Here is a 24,971-nt window from a genome sequence, read left to right as displayed (position 1 = left end):
ATAAGCGGAGGTATGAGAACGATAATAACCCATTCAGGAGGAAATGCATGAATATCGATATCAAGCTAGAACAGTACGGCTGGAATGAAGAATGGAACAGAAAATGGACAGATAAGCTGCGGCTGCTGGACGACAGGGAGTATGCAGCGGGCCGGATTGCCGGAGATTTCGGCAGTAAATACAGGGTGATTACTGCAGCAGGTGAAATATGGGGTGAGCTGTCAGGCAAGTTCCGGCATTCGCTGAGCGGGTCCGGCGAGTATCCGGCGGTAGGGGACTGGGTGGTCCTGGCGATGCAGGATGGCGGAGCGCATGCGGTGATCCATGGTGTGCTTCCCCGTCACAGCGTCATCTCGCGCAAGGTGGCTGGCCCGACTCAGGAGGAGCAAATTGTGGCTTCCAACGTGGATACCTTATTCCTGGTCAGTGCACTGAATGATGATTTCAATGTACGGCGGATGGAGCGTTATCTGATTATGGCCTGGAACAGCGGGGCGAATCCGGTCATTCTATTGACCAAGGCAGATCTGTGCACCGATGCGGAGCTGAAAATGGCCGAAATGCAGCAGGCGGCTCCCGGTGTCCCGGTCCATGTGGTCAGCGCCTTACTGGGCGACGGTCGGGAGGAGCTCCAGCCCTACATCGGCAGCGGCCAGACGGTAGCTCTGACCGGTTCGTCCGGCTGCGGCAAATCGACGATGGTCAACTGGCTCAGCGGCCGGAATCTGCAGCTCACCCAGGATGTGCGGGAAGGGGACAGCCGCGGACGTCATACGACCACACACCGCGAGCTGTTCGTCCTCCCAGATGGCGGAATCATCGTCGATACGCCGGGAATGCGCGAGCTGCAATTGTGGGAGGATGACGGCGGACTGGACCTGGCGTTCGGTGAGATCAGTACGCTTGCGGCGGAATGCCGTTTCAGCGACTGTACTCATACACGGGAGGAAGGCTGCGCCGTGCTTGAGGCTGCCGCCAGCGGTGTGCTGGACGGGAAGCGGCTGCAGAATTACCACAAGACGCAAAAGGAGCTGCAATTCCAGAACAGCAAGGAAGCGAGACAGAAGCGCAAGACAGCCGCCGCCTCTGCCAAAAGCACCCCTCCCCGTGCCAAGGGCAACAGCTGGCAGCGGGTGCTGGACGAATATTGAGCGGCGCTGAAATCCCAGAGCGTTGTAGATGCATTGAAGCGAGCAGGGGAATAGGTATGAAATATTGCATAACGGAATAAGCTTACTGGGTGCTGAGGCATTGTGTAAGTAGGAGCTACGCCATCCCGGAGAGTAGTTGGAAAAACGTAGCTTAATTTGATGACTTAAGAGCATTTTGGGAAATTAGGTGGATAAACGTCACTTGTTACCCCGCTATACCTCGATTGGGAAGAGTTGAAGCAGATTAAGTGCTTTTTTTCCAACTGCTATCTAGCTTAAGGCAACTTGTTCAATAGCAAGTGGAGAAAATCCACCTGCTTCAGCAACTGTTATAGCAGTGGCATCTGGCCCTGTCCCACAATTTAGATGTTCTACTGTGGAGCCAAGTTCTCGATTTTCTAAAAGCTTCAAACGTTAAAAAAAGCAGCGATTCTCCCATTATGGGGGAATCGCTGCTTTCCGTTTTTGGTTTTTTTTAGTGCTCAAGTTGATCCCACTCCGAAATAAAGAGCTGTCCCAAGTTTGGGACAGCCCGTTTTACGTATGCTGGTTAAAGTATTAGCAGATTAGAACGATGCGGCTGCTGTTTTAGCCAGTTGCAGACCGGAAGCGATAATGTCAGCGGATTTGTCCGGGTTCTGGTTGTGTCCTTCGATGATTACCTGTGTAGTTTCCTTGAAGCCCCAGAAGTTCAGGTTGCCCATGATGAAGTTAACGGCCATTTCAGCACTTGCTGCCGGGCCTTCGGAGTACACGCCGCCTCTGGCGTTCAGAACAGCTGCTTTTTTGCCAGTCAACAGTCCTACAGGACCTTCAGCAGTATACTTGAAGGTAGTTCCAGCCTGGTTCAGGTAGTCGATATAAGTGTGCAGTACAGCCGGAACGGTCATGTTCCAGAGCGGGAAGGCAAAGACTACTTTGTCAGCGGCCAGGAACTGGTCCAGATATTTCTTCACAAGTGCAGCGCCTGCTGCTTCTTCAGGAGTGGCTTCAAAGCCTTGAGCGGCTTTGTATACGCCAGTGATGAGTGTGTTATCGTAGTAAGGAAGCTGTTCAGCGAACAGGTCGAGTTCAGTAATCTGGTCCAGCGGATGAGTCTCCTTATAGCTGGACAGGAATTCGTTGTAGAGCTGAACACTTACGGATTGCTCGGCAGGGCGGTTATTAGCTTTGATAAACAGTACATTCGACATTATGATTTCTCCTTAGATATCTATTTAATATTAACTATCGATAATATAGCATTTAATTTTTAGTTTGTAAATATCCGTCGGATAAAATTTTTATTCTGCCTATAGAAGCTACTGTCCTTCGTCAAAGGTACCATATCTTCTATAACGGATTCTTAATTTGCCACTCAAAGGCCCATATGTAGTATGACTAATTTCGCAAGCGGTGGAGGCGCAGCCAGGGACAAGTTTAAGGAATCAGCGGCCCGGTTATATAGGTGATATAAGGAGAAGAGGAAATGATTCCCTCTCCAGATCACGGGACTAAGCCCCCATTTAAAGGAGCGATTGACATGTCCATCGACCGTTTCATCCTGAAGAAGCTGGACAGCTGTCACGAAGAGCATACCCGGCGTAACCTGGTGAAGTTGTTCAAATTGCGAATTAAAAAGGCGGAGAAAGAGGAGAACCGGAACCTCCGGATTGGCTGACTGATGGTATAATGTTGACTGCTAAGCCCCTGTAACCCATAGACTAAGCGCATCCCTCACTTGCGGGCATGTGCTTTTTTAAGTTGTTTAACTTTATATGTATACCGGCAAAAAAATATCCCTCTGTTTAATAGAGGGATAAGGCCAATGAATCATTTTCACTGTAACTGTGCAATATAGCTTCTGAGCCTTTAATTTCGATACTGATCAGGGAATTCAAACAGGTCTGCAGGGCGTTTTTGCCTTTTTGAATTTTGAGTTCAAGCGTACTGTTGAGCAGTCGAAGTACTTTTTGGGTCGGCTGTTTGTTTTCTGTTGTGAAATATACAGGGACAAGCTTGTTTTGAAAAGTGATGAGCATTCTCATTTTGAAAACCACCTCGCTAAAAGTATTTCATGGTATTGATCTTACCCTGTGTTTCTTAATTTTACCTTAAAATTAGCTTATGATAACATAAAGATTGCAAGTTTTATAGTTTTGCAGTTTTTTTGAAAGCCACTCATTTACATTAATACTTACATGTATGCTACAGAGGAAGGGATAAAGAATGTGAATAAGCAAGATTGTATCTGTCTGGCACAGTATCTGTTCCCGGGTGAGACCCGGCGTAGAGTGGTGGCAGAGCTCCTGCGCACAGCCTCCGGCTCCAAGCGGATCTGCAGAATGAAATTTAATGAGCGTGAATATGCGCAGGACGTATGCCTGCAAGTACATAAGGATAAGATCCTCCTGACAGGGTTAACGGAAGAGGAAGATTTCAGATGCGAGCTGAAAGAGCCGGCAGAGATGAAGCGCGCCTGCTATTACCTGTTCAATTGCTTCGAGCGTGCGCAGTCCCGGAAACCGTCCGCTCCTGCGGTATTCCTGTCCAGACGGAGTTATGAGGAGATTCATGAGAAGGCCGGAACATGGACGTTGTGTGTGCTGGCGGCTTCACTGGAAGCGGAGACAGGTGATCCTGACAGCTCCGCTGAATTGGCTAAAGTGCTTAAGAACCGGACAGCTTCCGGTGAACTGCGGTTATGTGCGAAGAATGGGGAAGGCTGGACCCTGCAGCAGATTTCTTACATTGAAGCTTCTTCGGGCGGATGGGTTCTGCGCAGCAGCAGTGAGCAGGATGACGGTTATATCATTGCGTTCCCGCTGACCCGGGCGGAGCTGTGTCATGCTTTTGGGGAATGGCTGCTCTATTAAGATTGTTCTTGCAAAATAACCCCGGCGGAAGCACCGCCCAATTCAGACGGGTCTGGCTCGCTGGTCCGGTACAGCGTGAATACGGCGCTGCGATCATTCATAGAGTGGGCGGGGTTGACGAACCGAATATAATGTAAGCGCTTCATATATTGTACTTTAACCTTTCCATAGACTCCCGCATATGCATAGAGCAAGGGCGAAAGACCCGGGAGGAAAGGAGTGGAGAGGATGAAAGGGTTCAAAAGACTGTCATTGCCGTTCTTGTTGATACTTGTGCTTGGCTCTGTTCTTGCAGGCTGCGGCAGTAAAACCGGTGATGTCAAGGTGAAAATCGGCGAAGTTACCCGTTCCGTGTTCTATGCGCCTGAATATGTGGCCTTATCGCAGGGCTTTTTCAAGGATGAAGGGCTGGATGTGGAGCTGCAGACGATACCTGGCGGAGATAAAACCATGACGGCCCTGCTCTCAGGGGCAATCGATGTGGCGCTGGTCGGTTCGGAGACCTCTATTTACGTGTACCAGCAGGGGGCGGATGATCCTGTAATTAATTTTGCGCAGCTCACGCAGCGGGATGGAACCTTCTTGTTTGCGCGTACACCGGACAGCCATTTTACATGGGACAAAGTGAAGGGGTCGACCTTCCTTGGGCAAAGGCAAGGGGGCATGCCGCAGATGGCGGGCGCATTCACACTGCTGAACAAGGGGATTGATGCGGGGAAGGATCTGACGCTGATCCAGAACATTGATTTTGCCAATATTGCCGGTGCATTTGCTTCCGGGACTGGAGATTATGTGCAGCTGTTCGAGCCTCAGGCATCGATCTTCGAGAGTGAGGGCCGGGGCCAGGTGGTCGCTTCCTTCGGGGTAGAGAGCGGGTATCTGCCGTATACCGTATTCATGTCCAAGCAGAGTTACATTTCTAAGAATCAGGACACGGTGCAGAAATTTACCAATGCGGTCCAGCGTGCCCAGTTGTGGGTGAAGGCTCATAGTCCTGAGGAGATTGCTGACGCGGTAATGCCGTATTTTGACAAGATTGACCGGGGCATTGTGGTCTCTGCCATCAGCCGTTATAAGGAACAGGATACCTATGCGGTGAATCCGGTGATCGATGAGAAGGAATGGAATAATCTGCTGGATGTCATTGACCATGCCGGTGAGCTGAAGGAACGGATTCCAGCCGCTAAGATTGTTAATAACAGCTTTGCAGAGCGGGCAGAGAGCACCATTAAGGAGTGAGGAGGCCGACCACTATGCTTCCAGTAGTCGAGTTGAAGGAAGTCACGCACGCCTACCTGGGAGACCGCGAGGCTTCGCTTGCTATAGAGGATCTGAATCTCAGCGTCAGCCAAGGCGAGTTCGTCAGCCTGGTCGGACCGAGCGGCTGCGGCAAAACGACGATTCTGTCGATCATCGCCGGGCTGCTGCAGCCTTCACGCGGTGAGGTGCTGCTCAGCGGACGTAAGACCGCGGGACCTTCGCCGGAGGTCGGCTATATGCTCCAGCAGGACTATCTCTTCCCCTGGAGGACGATTGAGGATAACGCGCTGCTCGGGCTGGAGCTGACCGGAAGGCTCACCGGAAGCTCGCGTGCCAAATCGCTGCAGCTGCTGGCCGATATGGGGCTGGAGGGCAAGGAGCAGGCTTATCCGGCACAGCTCTCGGGAGGGATGCGCCAGCGTGTCGCTCTGGTGCGGACACTGGCTACCGACCCCGGCCTGCTGCTGCTTGATGAGCCATTCTCGGCGCTGGACTACCAGATTAAGCTGCAGCTGGAGGATCTGGTCTCGGAGACGCTAATGCGCCGGGGAACCACGGCGATTCTGGTTACGCATGACCTGTCTGAAGCGATTGCGGTCAGCAGCCGGGTCATTCTGCTCCAGCCGAATCCGGGCAGAATCCGCAGGATTTTTGAGATTCCGGAAGCGATTCGCCGCACCCCGCCGCTGTATGCGCGGGACCTGCCGGGCTTCGCGGAGCTTTTTCACGAGGTATGGAAGGAAATGGAGCTGGCAGGGAGGGAAGAAATGTGAATACAGAAGCGCAGCCCCGTGAGACGGCCTCCCGTGCGCAGTGGCTGGAACAGAAGCATGCGGATTACAGGAAGAAGAAGCTGCGCCGCAAGAGTCAGGTGCTTATGGTCCGGAGCAGCCTGCTGCTGGTGTTCTTCGTGCTCTGGGAAGCCGGGGCCAGAATGGGCTGGATCGATGAGCTGTTGTTCAGCTATCCGACGAAGGTGTTCGGGCAGATCTGGGACGACATGGTCAGCGGGAGTCTGTGGCCGCATTTGGGAATGACCGTGGGCGAGACCGCAGTGGGCTTCATTCTGGGTACCCTAATCGGGACGATGCTGGCTGTCGTCATCTGGTGGTCACCTTTTCTGTCCGCCGTGCTGGACCCTTATATGGTCGTATTCAACAGTATGCCGAAGGTGGCGCTGGGCCCGATCTTCATTGTCATGTTCGGGGCAGGCTTCACCGCCATTGTCATTACCACCTTATCGATTACCGTGATTATCACGACTCTGGTAGTGTACAACAGTTTTTGCAGCGTGGACCCGAATCTGGTCAAGGTGGTCCGCTCCTTCGGTGCCTCCAAAAGCCAGGAGTTCTGCAAAGTCATTCTTCCGGCTTCATTCCCGGCGGTGGTCTCCACCCTTAAGGTGAATGTCGGCATGTCCTGGGTCGGGGTTATTGTCGGTGAATTTCTGGTTGCGAAATCGGGGCTGGGGTATCTGATCATCTACGGCTTTCAGGTGTTCAACTTCACCCTGGTCATGTCGAGTCTGCTCATTATTGCGGCTGTGGCTACGGCTATGTACCAGCTGGTGGTGTATGTGGAGAAGCTGCTGCTGTCGAGACGGTAAGAACCATGTCATATTGTGTCTCTTGGCAAAATCTTGTACCATGACTATATCTTTATTTAAATGATGAAGCTTAACGGTGTAGGAGAGATATTCACATGGGATTTCGTATTATTAAAACGGCGGCTGCAACTTTGCTGTCTATTCTGCTGGCAGCCGCCGCTGGTATCCCTAATGCGCAAAGCGCGGGACTGCTGGCCATTCTCGGGGTGGAAACGACCCGTAAAAGGAGTCTACGCACGATTTCGGCGCGCTTTTTCGCCTCATTGGTGGGACTCTTTTTGGGCTGTATCCTGTTCTGGGCCCTGGGCTTTCATTATTGGGTACTAGGACTGTATGTATTGTTCGGCTTCCCGCTGATTGTCAAAGCCGGATTCAAGGAAGGGATCGTCACCAGCTCGGTAATTGTGTTCCGCGTGTTTGGACAAGCTGATATCACGGTTCATATCCTGCTGCAGCAGGTGGAGCTGCTGATTATCGGCCTCGGCTCGGCCGGACTTGTGAACTTCATCTATATGCCGCAGACCGGCGGGATCATTGCGGGCATCCGCAAAGAGGTGGACGGCTACTTCTCGGTCATCTTCCGGCAAATGGCCAGAACGCTCCGTGATCCCGGTTATATCTGGGACGGGAAAGAGCTGATCGGGGCAGGGGAAGCTGTGGAGAAGGGGCTGAGCGCGGCATCCAGGGAAATGGAGAATCATGTGATCCACCCGGATGAAGCCTGGAATGTGTACTTCTATATGCGCAAGGAGCAGCTGGAGTCCATCCAGAATATGATGCAGCTGCTCTCGCAGGTGTACCGGCAGCTGCCGCATGGAGATATGGTGGCCGAGCTGTTCGACCAGCTTAGCGGTGATGTGCTGGCTGAGGAATATACCGGCCGGACCGAGCGGCTGCTTGAGGAGCTGCAGCAGGAGTTCCAGGAGATGGAGCTGCCGGATTCGCGTGAGGAATTCGAGATCCGCTCAGCGATTCTGCAATTATGCCGCGAGCTTGCGCTGTATCTTAAGATTGCCAAGCGCTATAAGAGCCCGGTGGAGCTGCGTCCGGCGAAGGATAAGCAGCCTGCGAAGGGCAAAGCGTAAGCAAATCCATGTAATTTAGGTGTCAGGTATTCACATTCCGGTGTAAAATAACGATAAGAAACATAAGCACCCAAAGTGAGCTTGTCTCTTAAGTGATGTCCAAAACCCAAGAATCTTGGTCTGGCAGGTGAGGAATATGAATAACAGCAATGATCAATATATCGGCAAACAGCTGGTAGCGAACCTTTTTAATCATAGCGGTGTATTTGTCTTGCCGGCATTGACCCTGCTCACCGGAGAGCATATCCGCCTGATTACGCAGCACAAGATCGTTCTGGAGCCGCAGGATGTGGTCCAGGTCGACAGCGCTGCATTCTATCAGCTGGCTGTGGATGATTGTACGGCGGCGATGGAGAGTATTTTTGAGCAGCTGCGCTATACGAAGACGAAGCGTCTGCCGATGATTGAGCTCAGGAATGAAGTGATCCCGTTCATCCAGCAGGTGAGCGAGAAGAATGATTTCTTTGGAATATTGTCTGCGCTGCAGACTAAGGATGACTATACATACAGGCATAATGTGGCGGTGGGCATCATCTCTACGCTGCTTGGCAAATGGCTGAAGCTGAAGCCGGACGAGCTGAGCATGCTGACGATTGCTGCGACGCTTCATGATATCGGCAAAATTATGATCCCGGCCGAGATCCTTACTAAGCCGGGTCCGCTGAGTGAGGATGAATATGCCCTGATGAAAAAGCACACCACCTATGGCTATGAGATGATCCGCGATACGGTGGGCACCAATCATATGCAGGCGCTTGTGGCGCTGCAGCACCATGAACGTATGGACGGAAGCGGCTACCCCTTCGGCGTGCTGGGCCACCGGATTACGGATTTCAGCAAAATCGTGGCGGTGGCGGATATTTTCCACGCGATGACTTCAGACCGGTTCTATCGAACAGCCGCACCGCTGTATGAGGTGCTTAAGCAGATGGACGAGAACGTCTACGGCAAGCTGGACCCGTATATCTGCAGTGTGTTCATTAATAAGCTAATGCAGTCGATGATCGGCAATGAGGTGCTCCTGACGGACGGGCAGATCGGCAAAATCATTATGATTCTGGCCCACGACCCGCTGCGTCCGCTGGTGAACATCGGTGAGGACTTCATCGATCTCAGCCGCCACCGGCAGCTTGGCATCGTACGTGTACTTTCCTAGCAGGGGGCCTCTGCCCTTCCCGGCTTAAAATGCTGGCACAACAAAAAGTAGCGGTTTTCCCGGTTTGGGGGAGCCGCTACTTTTGTTTTTTTTCGCTTCAGGAGACTCATAATGGACTAAATCCGGCAATAAAATGAAGCAAAGGGCTTCAGTTACGGCATCTGAGGGCTTACCCAAATTTATTTCTACTCTAACAATCAACAAATGCCCAGAACGTGCATACACTTGATAGTGAATGATTGTATGGAGGAGGTTCAAAGATGTCATTAAGCCATAAACGTCAAACAAGGGAGATCATTACGAAGGCAATTTGCGGCAAAGGTCGTAAGTTCTCTACAGCAACCCATACCGTGACTCCGCCACATCATCCGACTAGTATTCTGGGGGCTTGGATCATTAACCACCAGTACGAAGCGGTTGCCGCCGGGAACGGAATCGAAGTAATCGGTACCTATGATGTGAACATCTGGTATTCGTACGACAAAAACAAGCAGACCGAGGTTGCCAAGGAAACGGTCTCCTATGTGGAGCTTATTCCATTGTCGTACCTCGACCCGAGACACCGTGCTTCCACGGCACAGGTCTCTGCGGAGGCAACGCAGGAACCCAATTGTGTGGAAGCCGGGGTATCGCCGGGCGGAGGCAGTGTGACACTGCGGGTGGAACGCGAGTTCGATGCGGAACTGGTGGCTGAGACCAAGCTCCGCGTGTTTGTCAGTGATCAGGCCGATGATCTGGAAGACAAGGATTATGATTTTGAAGGCGAGAATTATGATTACGATGATTTGGACCCTGACGCCCTGGATGATGAGTTGTAGGAAGGTGTGCGCCGCTGCCTGAAGTACTGTGTGGGTTATGATCCATTATATGATGAGAGGGCAGCGGCGTAGAGGGCGAATGCCCTCTTTTTTTTAAAATATAAAAATATTTTTTGAATGGTAAGGATGTAGGCTTCATGCTGTTGAGTACCCTTCAAGGCGAAATGAAGCGGAGGGGGATGCTGGAGCTGGAGAAGCGTCATTAATCAGGAATATTAAACAGGGCAGCGTTCGAATGTTCAAGTATACACCGCAGCAGAGAGCAAGCTTTGAGTTCAATTTTTATGCGGGTCTAATATGTTTTTTTTATTTTAACCTTAGTTTTCACACAGGATGATAGCGTCTCAATAAGGGGCGGTTTGTGCTATTTTGCTAAGATGATTTGGGGGTCAGGTTTCCTCAGCGGCTTATGCTCAAAGGGTATCGTCTGATTCAGGACTGTACGCGAGGGGATACGGCCCTGAGGAATTTTCGTATGGGCGGAGGCATTAGACATGAATGAAGGGTTGAACGTATTCCGGCAGCTGGCGCCGGAACAGATCGAACGCAGGCTCCGGCGCTGCGGGATTGAGGCCGACTCCGGTTCTATCGCTAGAGGGTCGCGGCGGCAAGATACAAGAGACACCCAAAACCACTCGCATGGACAAGACCCCGCAAGCTACAGACAGCATTACCGCGTGCTCATCTTCAATCTGGCCGTGCTGGACTGCCAGCCGCTTGGAGCGGGGGCGGCTATGGGCGGGGGGCTTGGGGCTGGATGGTTGGCTGGGGATGGGAGTGGTGGGGGAAGAGTTGGGGGGCAAGAGGAGTATGAGAGTGGTGGGGTAGGAGTTGGAGGGCAAGGCGGGAATGGGAGTGAGGGAGTAGGAGTTGGAGGGCAAGGCGGGAATGGGAGTGAGGGAGTAGGAGTTGGAGGGCAAGAGGAGTATGGGAGTAGTGGGGTTGGAGTTGGAGTGCAAGAGGAGAATGGGAGTGGGAGGGTAGGAGTTGGAAGGCAAGAGGAGTATGGGAATGGTGGGGGAGTAGCTGGGGGGCAAGAAGAGTATGGGAATAGTGGGGGAGGAGTTGGGGGGCAAGAGGAGTATGGACATGGTGGTGGAAGAGTGGAGGGCAAGAGGAGTATGGGAGAGGTCGGGGAGTAGCTGGGGGGCAAGAAGAGTATGGGAATAGTGGGGGAGGAGATGGGGGGCAGGGTGAGTATCGGAGTGGTGGGGATGAGTTTGGAAGTTTAGGTGGTGGAGGAAGGGAGTTGCGGGGGGCTGCAGGGGTTCTGCGGACCACTGCGGTGCGGGCGTTGTATAGTCTGGGACTGGACAGCGGCGAGGTGGAGCTGCGGGCCATGGGCGGGCGGCGGTACATGGTGACAGGCATCACTCCGGTGCTGCCTGATCCCGCAGGAGCGCTGCCTGAGCCTTACCGGTCAGCATCCGCAGCGCTTGCGCGGATGCTTGACAGTGAGCAGCTGGGCCGGCCGGGGCTGCTCATGGGCATGGACCCGGAGTTCCTGCTGCTCCGGGAATCCTCTGGCCGCGTCGTGCCGGCGTCGCGGTACCTGCCCATGGACGGCGTCGCGGGCTGCGACGCCGGACCCCCGGGAACGCGCGGCGTGTTCCCGGTGGCGGAGCTGCGCCCCGCGCCGCGCGGAGAACCGCGCGCGCTGCTGGCGCAGCTGATGTCCGCCGCACGCGAGGCGGACCGGCTCATTGCCGACCGCTCGCTCTGCTGGCGGGCGGGAGGTATGCCGCTGCGGGGCTGGGCCCTCGGCGGCCACCTGCACTTCAGCGGCGTCACGCTGTGTGCGCCGCTCCTGCGCGCGCTAGATAACTATCTGGCGCTGCCCTTGTTCCTGCTGGAGGACATCCGGGCTGCGGCCCGGCGTCCCCGCTATGGCGTACTCGGCGATTTCCGCCCTCAGCCGCATGGCGGCTTCGAGTACCGGACCCTGCCGAGCTTCCTGGTCTCCCCGGTCATCGCCAAAGGCGCGGTCTGTCTGGCTCACCTGATCGTGAGCCATTATGAAGACCTGCCGCTGCGCCCGCTCGACCGGGAAGACCTGCATGCCGCCTTCTACAGCGGCGGCAAATCTCCTCTGCGCACAGCCTGGCCTCCCCTGGAGGCGCAGCTGCGCGCACTGGGCGGCTACGCAGCCGCCGCCCGGTGGATTGATCCGCTGCTGCGCGCCATAGCGGAGCAGCAGAGCTGGGATGAGTCGCGGGATATCCGCGGCTCCTGGGTACGGAGCGCCCCGCCGGACTCCGGGGCGCTGCCTTCCGGGCGGGCGGATGCATATCAATAGGGCCCGCCGCCCGTCAAATCCCGATAGCCGCCAGTTACAGCTTTTCTGCACCGCTAGGTGTGGGAAGCTCTAACTATGGCGGCTATATTTTTAAACAAACAATCGTACTCATATACTCCGCTCAACTACTCTAAATTACTCCAAGTTCTCTAAATTACTCTGAATACTTAAGTTAGTCAACCAATCATCCCCTTCAAACGTGCGCCCATCCATGAAACTTCGTTTGGAGCGAACATTCAGGGACAGGTGCATTGCGATAGGTGTACTCTGTACAACTATACACACTTCTAAAGAGCCTTTTTCCCTTCTAAGTGTAGTCTGTACAACTAAATTTGCCCGAATCGCGAGAACCCGGGTTCAGATGGATTTTTAAATGTACAAACTACAACTAAACGGATAATCGGTGGAATATCGGACGATTTAGTTGTATGAATTACAATTAAGCTTAACGCCCAATACAACTTACTATTCTAATCACGCTATCGCAACTACATGGGTCTGGTGAAGTAATTAACGAAGTGAATATCAAAGTGATTGCATTTACTACAGCAGAATCGCCGTTTCCCAGTGCTGAGATTCATTCTGATGTAGTTCGTACATTAGATTTCCAGGATTTGGTCCGAAAACTCTCCTTTTAAGGATTTCTACTGTACAAAGTGCAACAGATCCTATTTTTCAGCTAATCACAGGGCCATCTAATGCACAAACTACAATAGAATAAAAAAACTGCCGGGAACACTCTTCACCATACTTGACTATGCCTGCCTGAGCCTCCGTCACCATATTTCGCACTCACACCTGCATCCGCATTTGCCACTTCACACTCGCACTCGCGTATACGCATCTGGACCAAGCATTCTCACCTGTATTCCCGTCACATATGGCCCGCACTCTGACCAAATATTCTCAGCTGCACTTACAGGCTCACCCACATCCCATACTGATTTTTTGACCAGCATTCGTAAACATACACATTACACTCTCATCTACACCTAACAAGCTACTCACGTCCGCCCTCACATCCTCACCCACATCTTCGCCCGCCCCAGCATCCCGCCTCAACCCGCCCTTACACCCGCCCCAACATCTCCACATTCCTCCCACCCCAGACCCATACATCTCCCACACGCACACTTGACACTCCTTCTCACTAACCCCTAATCCCCCACGCGCCAACCCGTCCCCATCCCCCAGAACACCCCGACCAACTTTTAGCACACGCTGCGGGCGTGCCGGGGGTAACCCGGGGAGCGGAGTTTCTGCTATAATAGAGAACAGTATGAAGTAGGTATGGAGGTAGACGATGGCAAATTATACGCCGATGATTCAGCAGTATCTCAAAGTTAAGGAGGGGGCTAAAGACGCTTTCCTTTTCTTTCGTCTGGGCGATTTCTATGAAATGTTCTTCGAGGATGCCCTCTTGGCATCCAAAGAGCTTGAGATTACATTAACAGGCCGCGACGGCGGAGTGGGCGAGAAAATTCCAATGTGCGGAGTGCCGTATCATGCCGCCGAGGGGTACATACAGCGACTGATCGAGAAGGGCTACAAGGTCGCGATCTGCGAGCAGCTGGATGATCCTGCGGTGACTAAAGGGATGGTCCGCCGTGATATCGTCCGGGTCGTAACACCGGGTACGGTGATGGACGGCAAGATTATTTCGGACAAAAGCAACAACTACCTCGTCTGCGTAACAGAGGAGGACGGGATGATGGCGCTGGCCGCCTGCGATTTGACGACAGGTGAGCTGTATGTCACATCGGTTCTCTCAAGCACTGAGTGGCTGCGCGATGAGATTGGCATCTACGAGCCTGCGGAGATTATCGGGGATTCAGCCCTGCTGGAGGAGCTGCGCAGTGAAGCTTCCCTGCTGGCCAAGCCTGTGGTCTATACGCCGTGGGACAAGCAGGAGGAAGCGCTGGCCCGCCGGCAGTTCGGCGAAGCGGCCTGGGTCCGGCTGGAGAAGGAGCGCGGCCGTGTGCTGGCGCTGCTGATCTCCTATTTCAGCGAGACCCAGCGGCGTTCACTGGGACAGCTTACCCAGATCTCGCCTTACGAGCCGGGGAATTATATGATTCTCGATCCGTTCACCCGGCGGAATCTGGAGCTGACCGAGACTGTGAGGGAACGCTCCAAAAAAGGCTCGCTGCTCTGGCTCCTGGACCGCACCGAGACCTCGATGGGCGGACGCCTGCTGCGCCGCCGGATTGATAAGCCGCTCTTGCAGCGCGCGCCGATTGAGCGCCGTCTGGAAGCCGTCGACTATCTGTATAACCAATTCATCGTCCGCGAGGACCTGCGCGGGGCGCTGAAGGAGATCTACGATCTGGAGCGGCTGGTCGGGCGTATTGCCTTCGGCAGTGCGAACGGGCGCGATATGAACGCACTCAGACTGTCCCTGGCCCAGATTCCTGCGCTGAAGGAGATGTGCCTGACCTCCGGCTCCTCTACCTTAAGGGAGATCGGCGCGTCTATGGATGAATGCGCGGAGCTTCGTGAGGATATCGAGCGGGCGATTGTGGAGGATGCACCGGTGTCCGTGCGTGACGGCGGAATCATCCGCGCGGGCTACCATGAGCGTCTGGACGAGCTGCGGGAAGCCAGCAGCAGCGGCAAGCGCTGGATTGCCGAGCTTGAAGCGAAGGAACGCCAGGTGACAGGGATCAAATCCCTCAAGATCGGCTATAACAAAATTTTCGGTTACTATATAGAAATTACCCGCTCCAATCTGTCCTCGCTGCCGGAAGGCCGTTATGAGCGCAAGCAGACACTGGCCAATGCCGAGCGTTATGTCACTCCTGAGCTGAAGGAGAAGGAAGCCCTGATCCTGGAAGCCCAGGATAAGATGACAGATCTGGAATATAGTCTGTTCACCGAGCTGCGCGAGCGGATCAGCAGCCAGGTTCCGCGCCTGCAGGCGCTGGCCGAGAAGGTGGCGGAGATTGATGTGTATCAGTGCCTCGCAGCCGTCAGCGCGGAGCACCGGTTCGTGAAGCCGAAGCTGTCTGACAGCTACGATCTGCGGGTTGAAGGCGGACGCCATCCGGTCGTAGAGGCGGTGCTGAAGGATTCGGCGTTTATTGCCAACGGCAGCACACTCAGCAAGGACGATGGCAATATCCTGCTGATTACAGGGCCGAACATGGCCGGCAAAAGCACGTATATGCGCCAGGTGGCGCTCATCTGCATCATGGCCCAGATCGGCTGCTTCGTGCCGGCGGCCAGCGCCGAGGTAGCACTGATCGACCGCATCTTCACGCGAATCGGTGCAGCGGACGATCTGATTGGCGGCCAGAGCACGTTCATGGTCGAAATGGCCGACATTCAGGTCATGACCGAGAAAGCAACCGCCCGCAGCCTGATCATCATCGATGAGCTGGGCCGGGGGACCTCAACCAGTGAGGGGATGGCGATTGCCCAGGCGGTGATCGAATATGTGCATGATACCATTGCCTGCAAGGCACTGGTATCCACACATTTCCATGAACTGGCCCATTTGGAGCAGAGCCTTAGCGGTCTGCGGAATTATTCGATGGCGGTCCAGGAGAGCGGCGACAAGGTGAACTTCCTCCGCAAGCTGGTGCCGGGAGCTGCGGACAGCAGCTACGGGATCTATTGTGCAAGGCTGGCCGGATTGCCCGAAGGGATTATTGACCGGGCCTACGGGCTGCTCCAGAGCATTGAGCAGGCTTCTCCGCCAGGCGCCGCAGCGCTGAATTACGGCACGGGTTACAGTGACCGGAGCGGGAGCGGAACGGTTATACAGGAGAATCAGGCTACCACAACGCAGACGCCGGATGCCGGAGAAGGAGCTGCCGCAGGCAGCCAGTCCTATTCGTCTGAACGTACCACACAAGCTCCAGCACATCCGGACCCGTATTCCGAAGCAGCAGCTTCTATGGCTGCCGGACAGCGGGAGGCTGCCGTATCCCTTGCTTCTTCTATAGAGGAAGAGGACAATGAAGTGGTGCAGCTGTCTATTTTTGGCGAGGAAGAGCCGCGCAAGAACCGCAAGGGAGCAGCAGTGATGCCTGCTGTCAAAGACAATCCGTTGCTCAAAGAGTTAATCAACGCCGTGCAAGGCGCGGATCTGATGAACATGACCCCGCTGCAGGCGATGGGCCTGCTGAATGAGCTGAAGCTGAAGGCAAGGGAGCTGTAGTTCAGTGGAATAAGGACCAAATGTATGTGAAAAACAGCATACTTTATACTCGCAAGCAGGCACACAGCCTGATTGTATGTGAAAAACAGCATACATTGTGCTCGCGTGAAGGTAATCTTATTCATCCGTTAGGGTGATTTTGTTCCTGAAACGGTACCGTTCTTTAAGGACGGCAAAGCCATTTCTACTTGTCCGAATAAGGCTTTTACAGTCCGTTAATGTTCAATTTGATCTATACCATAAATCAATGCGGGGTGAATGAATATGGCTAAAATTCATGTGCTGGATGAGCATATTGCCAACCAGATTGCTGCCGGGGAGGTAGTCGAGCGTCCTGCTTCTGTAGTGAAGGAGCTGGTCGAGAATGCAATCGATGCGGGCAGCACCCGCATTGAAGTCTCTGTGGAAGAGGGGGGACTGCAGAGCATCCGGGTGAAGGATAACGGCTCGGGGATCGAGCCGGAGGATTGCGAGACCGCCTTCTACCGCCATGCCACGAGCAAAATTGCCAGCGGCCGTGATCTCTTCCTGATCACCAGCCTAGGCTTCCGGGGAGAAGCGCTGGCGAGTATCGCGGCGGTATCGAAGCTGACACTGCTGACCGCCAGCGGAGACGATGGTAAAGGGCGGGTGCTGGACATCGAGGGCGGAAGGCTGATCCGTAATGAAGATGCGGCTTCCGGCAAGGGCAGCGACCTCACCGTGCGGGAGTTATTCTATAATACGCCTGCACGCCTGAAGTATATGAAGAGCATCCAGACTGAGCTGGGCCATATCTCGGATGCCATGTACCGGATGGCGCTGGCCCACCCGGATATCTCCTTCACCCTCCAGCATAACAGCAATCAATTGCTGCATACGCTGGGCAACGGAGACCTGCTGCAGGTGATTGCTGCTGTATACGGCACCTCAGCGGCTAAGGCCATGCTCCCGGTGTCGGCGGAAGACCCGGACTTCCGGATCTCCGGCTATATCAGCCGTCCCGAATGGACACGCTCGAACCGCAATGCGGTTACGACACTGGTCGGGGGACGTTACATCCGCAGCAACGGACTGAACGCGGCCATCATGCGCGCTTACCATACGCTGCTGCCGATTAACCGTTATCCGCTGCTGGTCCTGAAGCTAGAGATGCACCCGTCACTGGTGGATGTCAACGTGCACCCGGCCAAGCTTGAAGTGCGCTTCAGCAAGGAACCCGAGCTGTACGGGTTCATAGAGCAGCAGCTCCGCTCGCTGCTGATGGGCCAGAGCCTGATTCCGCGCCCCACGAAGGAGATCATCGGCGGCAAGAACAGCAGCTCATTCATTCAGGAGCAATTCGCCTTTTCCAAAGGCGCAGCTCCGGGCGGTATTCAGCAAGGTACGGAAGCGGGCGGTGCGGATAAGTTAGCAGATCCGCGCAGCTCCGGCCAGGGAATGCCTGGCGGTGCTGGCGCCGCAGCGGGCAACCAGCTGCCTTCCAGCGGAGGGAGCGGCGCTCCGTTCTCTGGCAGCGCTGGTCCATTAACCGCCCCTGCCGCTGGAGGATCTTATGCTGCTGCCCAAGCATCCGGGAATACCCAGCCTTATAGCGGCAGCAATGCACAGGAGCAGCAGGCCAGAGAGACGGCCGCTGCATACAGCGGCGGGAACGCCACTCAGGGTTCATACCGCCAGCCGTCCTCCGGCCCCCGCGATAGCTACCGCCCCCAGGCAGCTATGGCTGGCCGGGGGCAGCAGCAGGCGGCCGGGGAGCTGTACGCTCCTGCGGAGCAGACCGGCACTGGTCTTCCACAGTTTCCCGAGCTGAATTATATCGGCCAGCATCACGGAACCTATATTATCGCCCAGAATGACAGCGGGCTGTATTTGATTGACCAGCACGCTGCACATGAGCGGGTGAATTATGAATTTTATTATGAGAAATTCGGCAAGCCTGAAGATGCCTCACAGGAGCTTTTGCTGCCGATTACGCTGGAGTTCACGCCTTCGGAGAGCAGGCAGCTTAGCGAACGGCTGCACTGGTTCGAGCAGGCGGGGGTTGTGCTTGAGCATTTTGGCGGGCAGACCTTCCTGGTCCGTTCCTTGCCGTACTGGTTCCCGGAAGGGGACGAGAAGGCGGTAATTGAAGAGATGGCCGAGTGGGTGCTGAGCGAACGGTCAATTGACCTCGCCAAGCTGCGTGAGAAATCCTCCATTCTCTGCTCCTGCAAGGCTTCGATCAAAGCCAACCAGAAGCTTACAGAGCTGGAAGTGGAATCGCTCCTCACCCGGCTCGCGGCCTGCCGCCAGCCTTATACCTGCCCGCATGGACGCCCGATCGTTGTGTCGTTCTCGGCCTATGATCTGGAGAAGCTGTTTAAGCGCGTTATGTAGTGGCTATATTGTACATTTATAGAGTGCAGAACGGAGGCAACATGATTATAACGACGGGCTTTGACCCGATACCGCAAGTGGTGGCCCGGGCCCGGGAGCTTGCGGACCGCACAGGCTGCGCCTATGCTCCGAGAGCGAAATTCTCGATGGGCAAGCTGGTGGAGCATTACGGGGACGAACAGATTCTGGTGGTTCTGCAGGAGGCCGTCCGGCTGATTACGCCGGGAATGCCGCCGATGGAATTCCATCCCAGCATGGGGTTTGTCCGCGCCAAAAGAATCTTAAGAGGCGAGCCGGACCCTATGATCGATGCCGCAGGCATGCTCCCCGGCGACAGCGTGCTGGACTGCACGGCCGGACTCGGAGCGGATTCGCTGCTGTTCGCAGTCACCGGAGGGGAGACCTCCAAGGTGACGGCACTGGAGAGCTCGCTGCCGTTGTATGCTCTCCTGCTGGAAGGGATGAGCGGGTATGTGTCCGGCCAGCTGAAGGTGAACGAGGCGCTGCGCCGTATTGATGTGCAGCACGGGGACCATCTGGAATATTTGCGGGCCCAGCCCGACAAGAGCATCGACATCGTATACTTCGACCCGATGTTCCGGGTGCCGCTGACGGATTCGGCGGCGATCTCGCCGCTGCGGCAATTCGCGAATCCTGCTGCATTGTCAGCTGATAGCGTGGCTGAGGCAACCAGGGTTGCGCGCAAGACGGTGCTGCTGAAGGAGAAGGCGCTGAGCGGAGAGTTCACCCGGCTGGGCTTCAAGGAGCTGCTGCGGGCCAATGCCAAAACATCGTACGGGGTGATTACCATTGACAACTAAGAAGAAACGCAAAGTGCTTGTACTGCTGGGTCCGACAGCGGTCGGCAAGACCAGACTGAGTCTGGAGCTGGCCGAGGCTCACGGAGCCGAGATCATCTCCGGGGATTCGATGCAGGTCTACCGCGGGATGGATATCGGTACGGCCAAGATCACGCCTGCCGAGATGAAGGGCATTCCCCATCATCTGATTGATATTCATGATCCGCAGGATGCCTATTCCACAGCTGAATTCCAGGAGCAGGGAGCACGGCTGATTGAGGAGATCAGCGCGAGGGGCAAGCTGCCTTTTATTGTGGGCGGTACTGGACTGTATATTGAGTCGTTATGCTACGGCTTCCGCTTCTCCGAAGCGGTGGCTGACGAGGCTTTCCGCGAGCAGCAGGAGGCCTACGCAGAGGAGCATGGGGCTGATGCCCTGCATGCCCGTCTGGCAGCGGTAGACCCGGCCAGCGCGGAGCGGCTGCATCCCAATGACCGCAGGCGGATCATCCGCGCGCTGGAGATTTTTCACCAGACGAACGTCCCGTTATCCGACTCGCTGGCCGGCCAGAACAAGGAGTCTCCCTATGAATTATGCCTGATCGGTTTGACAATGGACCGGAAAATACTATATAAACGTATTGAAGAGCGAATCGATCAGATGCTGGCGGAGGGCCTCGTGCCTGAGGTGCAGCGGCTGCTGGATCAAGGCTACGGCAGGAGTCTTGTGTCTATGCAGGGTCTGGGCTACAAGGAAATTGCCGCCTACCTGGAGGGGGAGATGACGCTTGAGGAAGCCGTGGTGCTGCTGAAGCGTGATACCCGCCGGTTTGCCAAGCGGCAGTTGTCATGGTTTCGCCACATGAAGGAGATCCAGTGGGTCGACGTCCTGGAGAGCCAAAACTTTTCTGAGAATTTTGCAAAATTAAATGGTATAATAGCAGGAAAGTTTCTTACAGGTCTTGAATATACTTCTGAACAATCTAATTGAACCATTGGGGGTACGTCATATGAACAAGTCCATTAATATTCAAGATACGTTCTTGAACCAGCTGCGCAAAGAGAATATCCCTGCTACAGTATATTTGACCAACGGCTTTCAAATCCGGGGGATTATCAAAGCGTTCGACAACTTCACCATTGTCATCGACAGTGACGGGCGTCAGCAGATGGTGTACAAGCATGCGATCTCCACATTTACGCCGCAGCGAAGCGTATCACTGATGCAGGACAATAACAGCGAGAATTAAGATTTTACCGTCTTGAAGCGAAACCTTTTTGTTTATAAATCGTTTGAATAGAGAGTGCGAGAGAGCAACCTGAGAAGGTTGTTCTTTTCATTCGTGAACATCATTTACGTTTTTTCCGTTAAGGGAGTCAGGAGGCAGCATGTCCAGAGACCAGTTAACCCGGAGCGGCGGCAACAGAAACAGAGGAAGTCAGCCGCCAAGCTCCCAAGGGAAGCCGAAGAAAAAAAAGAAAAGATTCTTAACCAAAAAGCGTGTGCTGTGGAGTTTGTTTTTTTCAGTTGCGCTAGCTATTTTTTGTGCGCTGGGCGGTTATTTGTTCATCATGCTGAACGGGCAGAAGCTGCTGGATGAGAACAGGGACAAGCTGACGATCAATCCGCCGACACAGATTTTTGACCGGAACCGGAACCTGATCGGAGAGCTGTCATTGGAGAAAAGCGATCCGGTGGAATATGAGGATCTTCCCCAGATGCTGGTTAAAGCATTCGTAGCCACCGAGGATAAACGGTTCTTCGAGCATAACGGGGTGGATCTCTGGTCCATCGGACGCGCGGCCGTTAAGGATATTGCGGCCCGCAGTATGGTAGAAGGCGGGAGTACAATTACCCAGCAACTGGCGAAGAACATCTTTCTGAACCGCGACAAGACCTTCTTCCGTAAGGCGACCGAGGTGTCGATTGCCGTTGCACTGGAGAAGCAAGAATCCAAAGAGAGTATTATCACGATGTATTTGAACCGGATTCCGTTCGGCGGAACCACTTATGGGATTAAGGCCGCTTCCATCCGTTATTTCGGGGAAAGCGATCTGAATAAACTTGAGCTTTGGGAAATAGCCACTCTGGCTGCAATGCCCAAAGGGCCGTCCCGCTATAATCCGTTGCGTAACCCTGAGCTGTCGAAGGAACGCCGGGGCGTAGTGCTTCAACTCATGTATGAGCAGAAGCTGATTACCAAGGAGCAGATGGACGAAGCGAAGGCCGTGGATTACAACTACAAGCCGCCTGAGAAGAAGCAGCGTTACCAGGCATTCATTGATTATGCGATTGGTGAGGCTGAGGACAAATTCGGGCTGACCGAGGATGATCTCAATATCGGCGGGTATAAGATTTATACAACCATGGATAAGCATGCCCAGGAGACGATCGAGGATGCTTTTGCCGACAGTGATAACTTCGAGAAAAGTGTGGACGATGAGCTGGTTCAGGGCTCAATGACCATTGTGAATCAGGAGAATGGCAGCGTTGTAGCCTTGATGGGCGGACGTAATTATGAGAAAAAAGGCTACAGCCGGATCGACGGCAGCCGCCGCTCACCGGGTTCTGCCTTCAAGCCCCTGGTATCCTATGCACCGGCACTGGAATCCGGCAAATTCACGAATGATTCCATGCTGAGCAATGAGAAGCAGTGCTTCGGCAAATATTGTCCGAACAATCTGCACGGGTACTCGAAGTCGATCAGCATGGGCGATGCGCTGACGAAGTCGGAGAATATTCCGGCGGTCTGGCTGCTGAATGAGATCGGTGTAAATACCGGCTTCCAGTTCGCCAAGAAGCTGGGGATCAACCTGAAGGATGAAGACAAGAACCTGTCGCTCGCCCTCGGCGGGATGAGTGAGGGAACGAACACGATGGAGATGGCCCAGGCCTATAGTGCGTTCGCCAATGGCGGAGAACTGCGGGAGGCATACTCCATCAAGTCTATAGCTGACGCTGATGACAAGACCGTCTACAAGGCGAACACCAAGGCAGACCGTGTGATGAGTGAACAGACGGCCTATCAGATGACAGAGATGATGCAGCGTGTTGTACAGGACGGTACAGGTAAAAAAGCGAAAATTAACCGTCCGGTAGCCGGTAAGACCGGTACAACACAAAGCGGATATAAGGGCATCAGCTCGAACCGCGATGTCTGGTTCGTGGGTTATACGCCGGAATGGACGGCAGCGGTATGGATGGGCTACGACAAGCCAAGCAAGACCCATCTGCTGAAGAACAGCAGTCCGCTAGCCGCTGCCTTCTGGGGCAAGGTCATGGAGAAGGCGCTCGAAGGTGTGCCTGCCAAGCAGTTCCCGGTACCGAAGGGCGCTGCTCCAGAGGTAGAGGCTACGCCGACGCCTGAAGCGGTATCGGCGGTAACGGGCTTCCAGGCTGCGTATGATCCATCCACGATGACGGTCAATATGAGCTGGAATCCTGCTGCGGCCAGCGGTGTAGAATACCGTATTTACCGCCGCGAGACGTCTGAAGCAGACTTCACCCCGCTCATGAACACTATGGCCTCGAATATCGGGGACATCAGTGCGATGCCGGGACTGTCTTACGAATATTATGTTACTGCATATTATCAGGAACTAGATCAGGAGAGCGAGCCTTCTGAGACTATAACGGTGTCCGTTCAGGATGAGCTTCAGACCCCTGAGCCAGAGATGACGCCTGACCCGAATCTGCCTACGGATAACCCCGATAACGGCGGCGATTCCGGAAATGGAGAGAACGGCGGCAATCCGCCAGACAATGGACCTGGGAATAACGGATCAGGTAATAATGGTCCAGGCAATCACGGTCCAGGTAATAACGGCAATGGTCAAGGAGGGGATAACGGCAGCGGAGCAGCCACAACCCCGCCTGAGATGACACCGCCGCCTGCGGCTGCCACGGCAGAGCCACTACCGACACCGGAGGCGACGACCGGTACTGTCGATCCTGGAATCATCCCTGACCCGAATGCCGGAACCGATCCGGCAAGTGATCCGGGCAGCGGTTTTGTTGAAGGACCCGGCAATGTGCATTAGACTGACTTGAAGTCAAATTCATAGCATTAACGATTACCCTGACAGCTCCGAGAGCTCTGCGCTATGCAGAATTGCCGGATGTCGGGGTTTTCTTGTTTTGAGTGTCTCTGCAAAATGTGTTAAGCTGAATGCACCATTATCAGAAGAGGGTTATTCATATGAAACGTAAATTCGGAGACCGGGCCAACTGGCGCAGGATTACCCGCCGCCATTTTGCCTGCCGCTATGTGGAGACCCGGGAGTTCAGCGGTTATATCACACTCTACACTATATACGGGCTGAAGGAGCCGCTATGGAAGAGTTACGGCAGGCATACATACCGCATTGCGGACAAGGGATATTCATGGCTGCAGTATTTTCCCAAGGACAGCCACTATATTGTGACGGCCATGTTTGATGAACGGCAAAATATTGTGCAGTGGTACATTGACACCTGCAAGGTCCAGGGCGTGACCGATCAAGGGGTTCCCTGGTTCGACGATCTGTATCTGGATGTTGTAGTGCTGTGGAATGGTGAAGTATTTCTGCTGGATGAGGATGAGCTGGAGGAAGCGCTGGAGCGGGAAGATATCACGGACAGTGATTATCAGTTAGCCTGGTCAACAGCCAATGCAATTCTGCGTGCGATAGACGCTCATGCCTTTCCGTATTTCTCCCTTTCACTGAAGCATCGTGCCGAATTGTTTCATCACGGAGAATTTAGGAGGAAGTAGATCATGGATTGGTATGTCTATCAACGGGGTTCATCCCCGATCCGCAAAGTGTCGCGCAAGCGCCACCACCGCACGAAGAGGGTGCTGATGGTCTCGCTGCTGGTACTGATTGTGGCCGGATTCATCTGGTGCGGAGTAGTCTTTAACAGAATTAACAGTGCAGCAACCACCTCGCCCATGGTGAAGGCGGACGCCGGAGTTATTCTGGGGATGTCGATGTGGGGCGATGAACCGAGCCCCGGGCTGAAGGAACGGCTGGATTATGCGCTTGAGCTGTATAAGTCTGGTGCATTCAGCCATTTTGTTGTCTCTGGAGGGCTGGATCAGCCGGAGTATAAGTACACAGAAGCCGAAGGCATGCAGAGGTATCTGGTTGCCCATGGAGTACCGGATAAGGTGATCTATCTGGAGGACCAGTCTACCAGCACTTACGAGAACCTGCTCTTCAGCAAGACAGTCATGCAGCAGGAGGGCTTGTCTTCAGCCGTCGTGATTACCCATGATTTCCATGGCCGCCGCGCCTTGGAAATTGCGCATAAGCTGGGGTACAAGAACCCGGAGCTTGGCGTCACAGAGTCTAAAGTGATGTCGATGCTTAAGTATAAGTCCCGCGAGATTCTGGCCTACACCAAATGGAAGTTGCAGGAGCTGTCGCTGTAAATCTGCTAAT

At 54.3% G+C, this 24,971-nt stretch carries 20 protein-coding genes; 18 read left to right on the top strand and 2 right to left on the bottom strand.

The window, feature by feature from the left end:
• The first annotated feature begins 47 nt into the window (after positions 1 to 47).
• Positions 48 to 1,151, top strand: a complete 1,104-nt coding sequence (gene rsgA, locus NST69_RS16750; protein ID WP_245368559.1) for a ribosome small subunit-dependent GTPase A — start codon at positions 48 to 50, stop codon at positions 1,149 to 1,151.
• A gap of 566 nt (positions 1,152 to 1,717) precedes the next feature.
• Here the strand turns inward: rsgA and NST69_RS16745 are convergent.
• Positions 1,718 to 2,344 (bottom strand): FMN-dependent NADH-azoreductase, encoded by a 627-nt coding sequence (locus NST69_RS16745; RefSeq protein WP_342546343.1) that lies wholly within the window; start codon positions 2,342 to 2,344, stop codon positions 1,718 to 1,720.
• Between the two features lie 329 nt (positions 2,345 to 2,673).
• Between NST69_RS16745 and NST69_RS16740 the strand changes: the two genes are divergently transcribed.
• Positions 2,674 to 2,811, top strand: coding sequence for a hypothetical protein (locus tag NST69_RS16740; protein ID WP_179090468.1), 138 nt, complete (start codon positions 2,674 to 2,676; stop codon positions 2,809 to 2,811).
• A gap of 127 nt (positions 2,812 to 2,938) precedes the next feature.
• Here NST69_RS16740 and NST69_RS16735 read toward each other — a convergent pair whose 3' ends face one another.
• Positions 2,939 to 3,178 (bottom strand): hypothetical protein, encoded by a 240-nt coding sequence (locus NST69_RS16735; protein ID WP_036699054.1) that lies wholly within the window; start codon positions 3,176 to 3,178, stop codon positions 2,939 to 2,941.
• A gap of 183 nt (positions 3,179 to 3,361) precedes the next feature.
• On the opposite strand from NST69_RS16735, the gene NST69_RS16730 reads away from it, so the two are divergent.
• From NST69_RS16730 to NST69_RS16655, 16 genes are all read left to right on the top strand, one after another.
• Entirely contained in the window at positions 3,362 to 4,006 is a 645-nt protein-coding gene (locus tag NST69_RS16730) for a hypothetical protein (protein ID WP_036724594.1), read from the top strand.
• Between the two features lie 228 nt (positions 4,007 to 4,234).
• Complete coding sequence (locus NST69_RS16725) at positions 4,235 to 5,245, top strand: ABC transporter substrate-binding protein (protein WP_340952300.1); 1,011 nt, start codon at positions 4,235 to 4,237, stop codon at positions 5,243 to 5,245.
• Positions 5,246 to 5,259: 14 nt separating this feature from the next.
• Positions 5,260 to 6,039, top strand: a complete 780-nt coding sequence (locus NST69_RS16720) for an ABC transporter ATP-binding protein (RefSeq protein WP_036724598.1) — start codon at positions 5,260 to 5,262, stop codon at positions 6,037 to 6,039.
• On the top strand, positions 6,036 to 6,872 hold the full coding sequence (locus NST69_RS16715) for an ABC transporter permease (RefSeq protein WP_340952304.1): 837 nt from the start codon (positions 6,036 to 6,038) through the stop codon (positions 6,870 to 6,872). The genes NST69_RS16720 and NST69_RS16715 overlap by 4 nt, the downstream gene beginning before the upstream one ends.
• A 95-nt stretch (positions 6,873 to 6,967) precedes the next feature.
• Positions 6,968 to 7,957 carry an aromatic acid exporter family protein gene (locus tag NST69_RS16710; protein WP_036724602.1) on the top strand — a complete coding sequence of 330 codons (990 nt, stop codon included), beginning with the start codon at positions 6,968 to 6,970 and terminating at the stop codon, positions 7,955 to 7,957.
• 136 nt (positions 7,958 to 8,093) lie between these two features.
• Complete coding sequence (locus tag NST69_RS16705) at positions 8,094 to 9,113, top strand: HD-GYP domain-containing protein (RefSeq protein WP_036699042.1); 1,020 nt, start codon at positions 8,094 to 8,096, stop codon at positions 9,111 to 9,113.
• 260 nt (positions 9,114 to 9,373) lie between these two features.
• A complete protein-coding gene (locus NST69_RS16700; RefSeq protein ID WP_036724604.1) occupies positions 9,374 to 9,931 on the top strand; it encodes an outer spore coat protein CotE in 558 nt (185 codons plus the stop codon).
• A gap of 1,357 nt (positions 9,932 to 11,288) precedes the next feature.
• Positions 11,289 to 12,227, top strand: a complete 939-nt coding sequence (locus NST69_RS16695) for a hypothetical protein (RefSeq protein WP_342546339.1) — start codon at positions 11,289 to 11,291, stop codon at positions 12,225 to 12,227.
• Between the two features lie 1,303 nt (positions 12,228 to 13,530).
• Entirely contained in the window at positions 13,531 to 16,389 is a 2,859-nt protein-coding gene (gene mutS, locus NST69_RS16690) for a DNA mismatch repair protein MutS (protein WP_342546337.1), read from the top strand.
• A 264-nt stretch (positions 16,390 to 16,653) separates the two neighbouring features.
• Entirely contained in the window at positions 16,654 to 18,747 is a 2,094-nt protein-coding gene (gene mutL, locus NST69_RS16685; RefSeq protein WP_342546335.1) for a DNA mismatch repair endonuclease MutL, read from the top strand.
• A 41-nt stretch (positions 18,748 to 18,788) separates the two neighbouring features.
• Positions 18,789 to 19,568: a class I SAM-dependent methyltransferase gene (locus NST69_RS16680; RefSeq protein ID WP_036724621.1), complete on the top strand. Its 780-nt coding sequence runs from the start codon at positions 18,789 to 18,791 to the stop codon at positions 19,566 to 19,568.
• Positions 19,558 to 20,538 (top strand): tRNA (adenosine(37)-N6)-dimethylallyltransferase MiaA, encoded by a 981-nt coding sequence (gene miaA / locus NST69_RS16675; RefSeq protein ID WP_342546332.1) that lies wholly within the window; start codon positions 19,558 to 19,560, stop codon positions 20,536 to 20,538. The genes NST69_RS16680 and miaA overlap by 11 nt, the downstream gene beginning before the upstream one ends.
• Positions 20,539 to 20,557: 19 nt before the next feature.
• Positions 20,558 to 20,797 carry an RNA chaperone Hfq gene (gene hfq, locus NST69_RS16670; RefSeq protein ID WP_036724623.1) on the top strand — a complete coding sequence of 80 codons (240 nt, stop codon included), beginning with the start codon at positions 20,558 to 20,560 and terminating at the stop codon, positions 20,795 to 20,797.
• A 139-nt stretch (positions 20,798 to 20,936) separates the two neighbouring features.
• Complete coding sequence (locus tag NST69_RS16665; protein WP_342546330.1) at positions 20,937 to 23,588, top strand: PBP1A family penicillin-binding protein; 2,652 nt, start codon at positions 20,937 to 20,939, stop codon at positions 23,586 to 23,588.
• 158 nt (positions 23,589 to 23,746) lie between these two features.
• Positions 23,747 to 24,301 carry a DUF402 domain-containing protein gene (locus NST69_RS16660; protein ID WP_076079356.1) on the top strand — a complete coding sequence of 185 codons (555 nt, stop codon included), beginning with the start codon at positions 23,747 to 23,749 and terminating at the stop codon, positions 24,299 to 24,301.
• A 3-nt stretch (positions 24,302 to 24,304) separates the two neighbouring features.
• A complete protein-coding gene (locus NST69_RS16655; RefSeq protein ID WP_342546326.1) occupies positions 24,305 to 24,961 on the top strand; it encodes a YdcF family protein in 657 nt (218 codons plus the stop codon).
• Positions 24,962 to 24,971: the final 10 nt, after the last annotated feature.

This window comes from Paenibacillus sp. FSL P2-0089, assembly GCF_038595095.1.
Lineage (GTDB): Bacteria > Bacillota > Bacilli > Paenibacillales > Paenibacillaceae > Paenibacillus_AQ > Paenibacillus_AQ silagei.
This window is presented reverse-complemented; position numbering and strand designations above follow the sequence as displayed.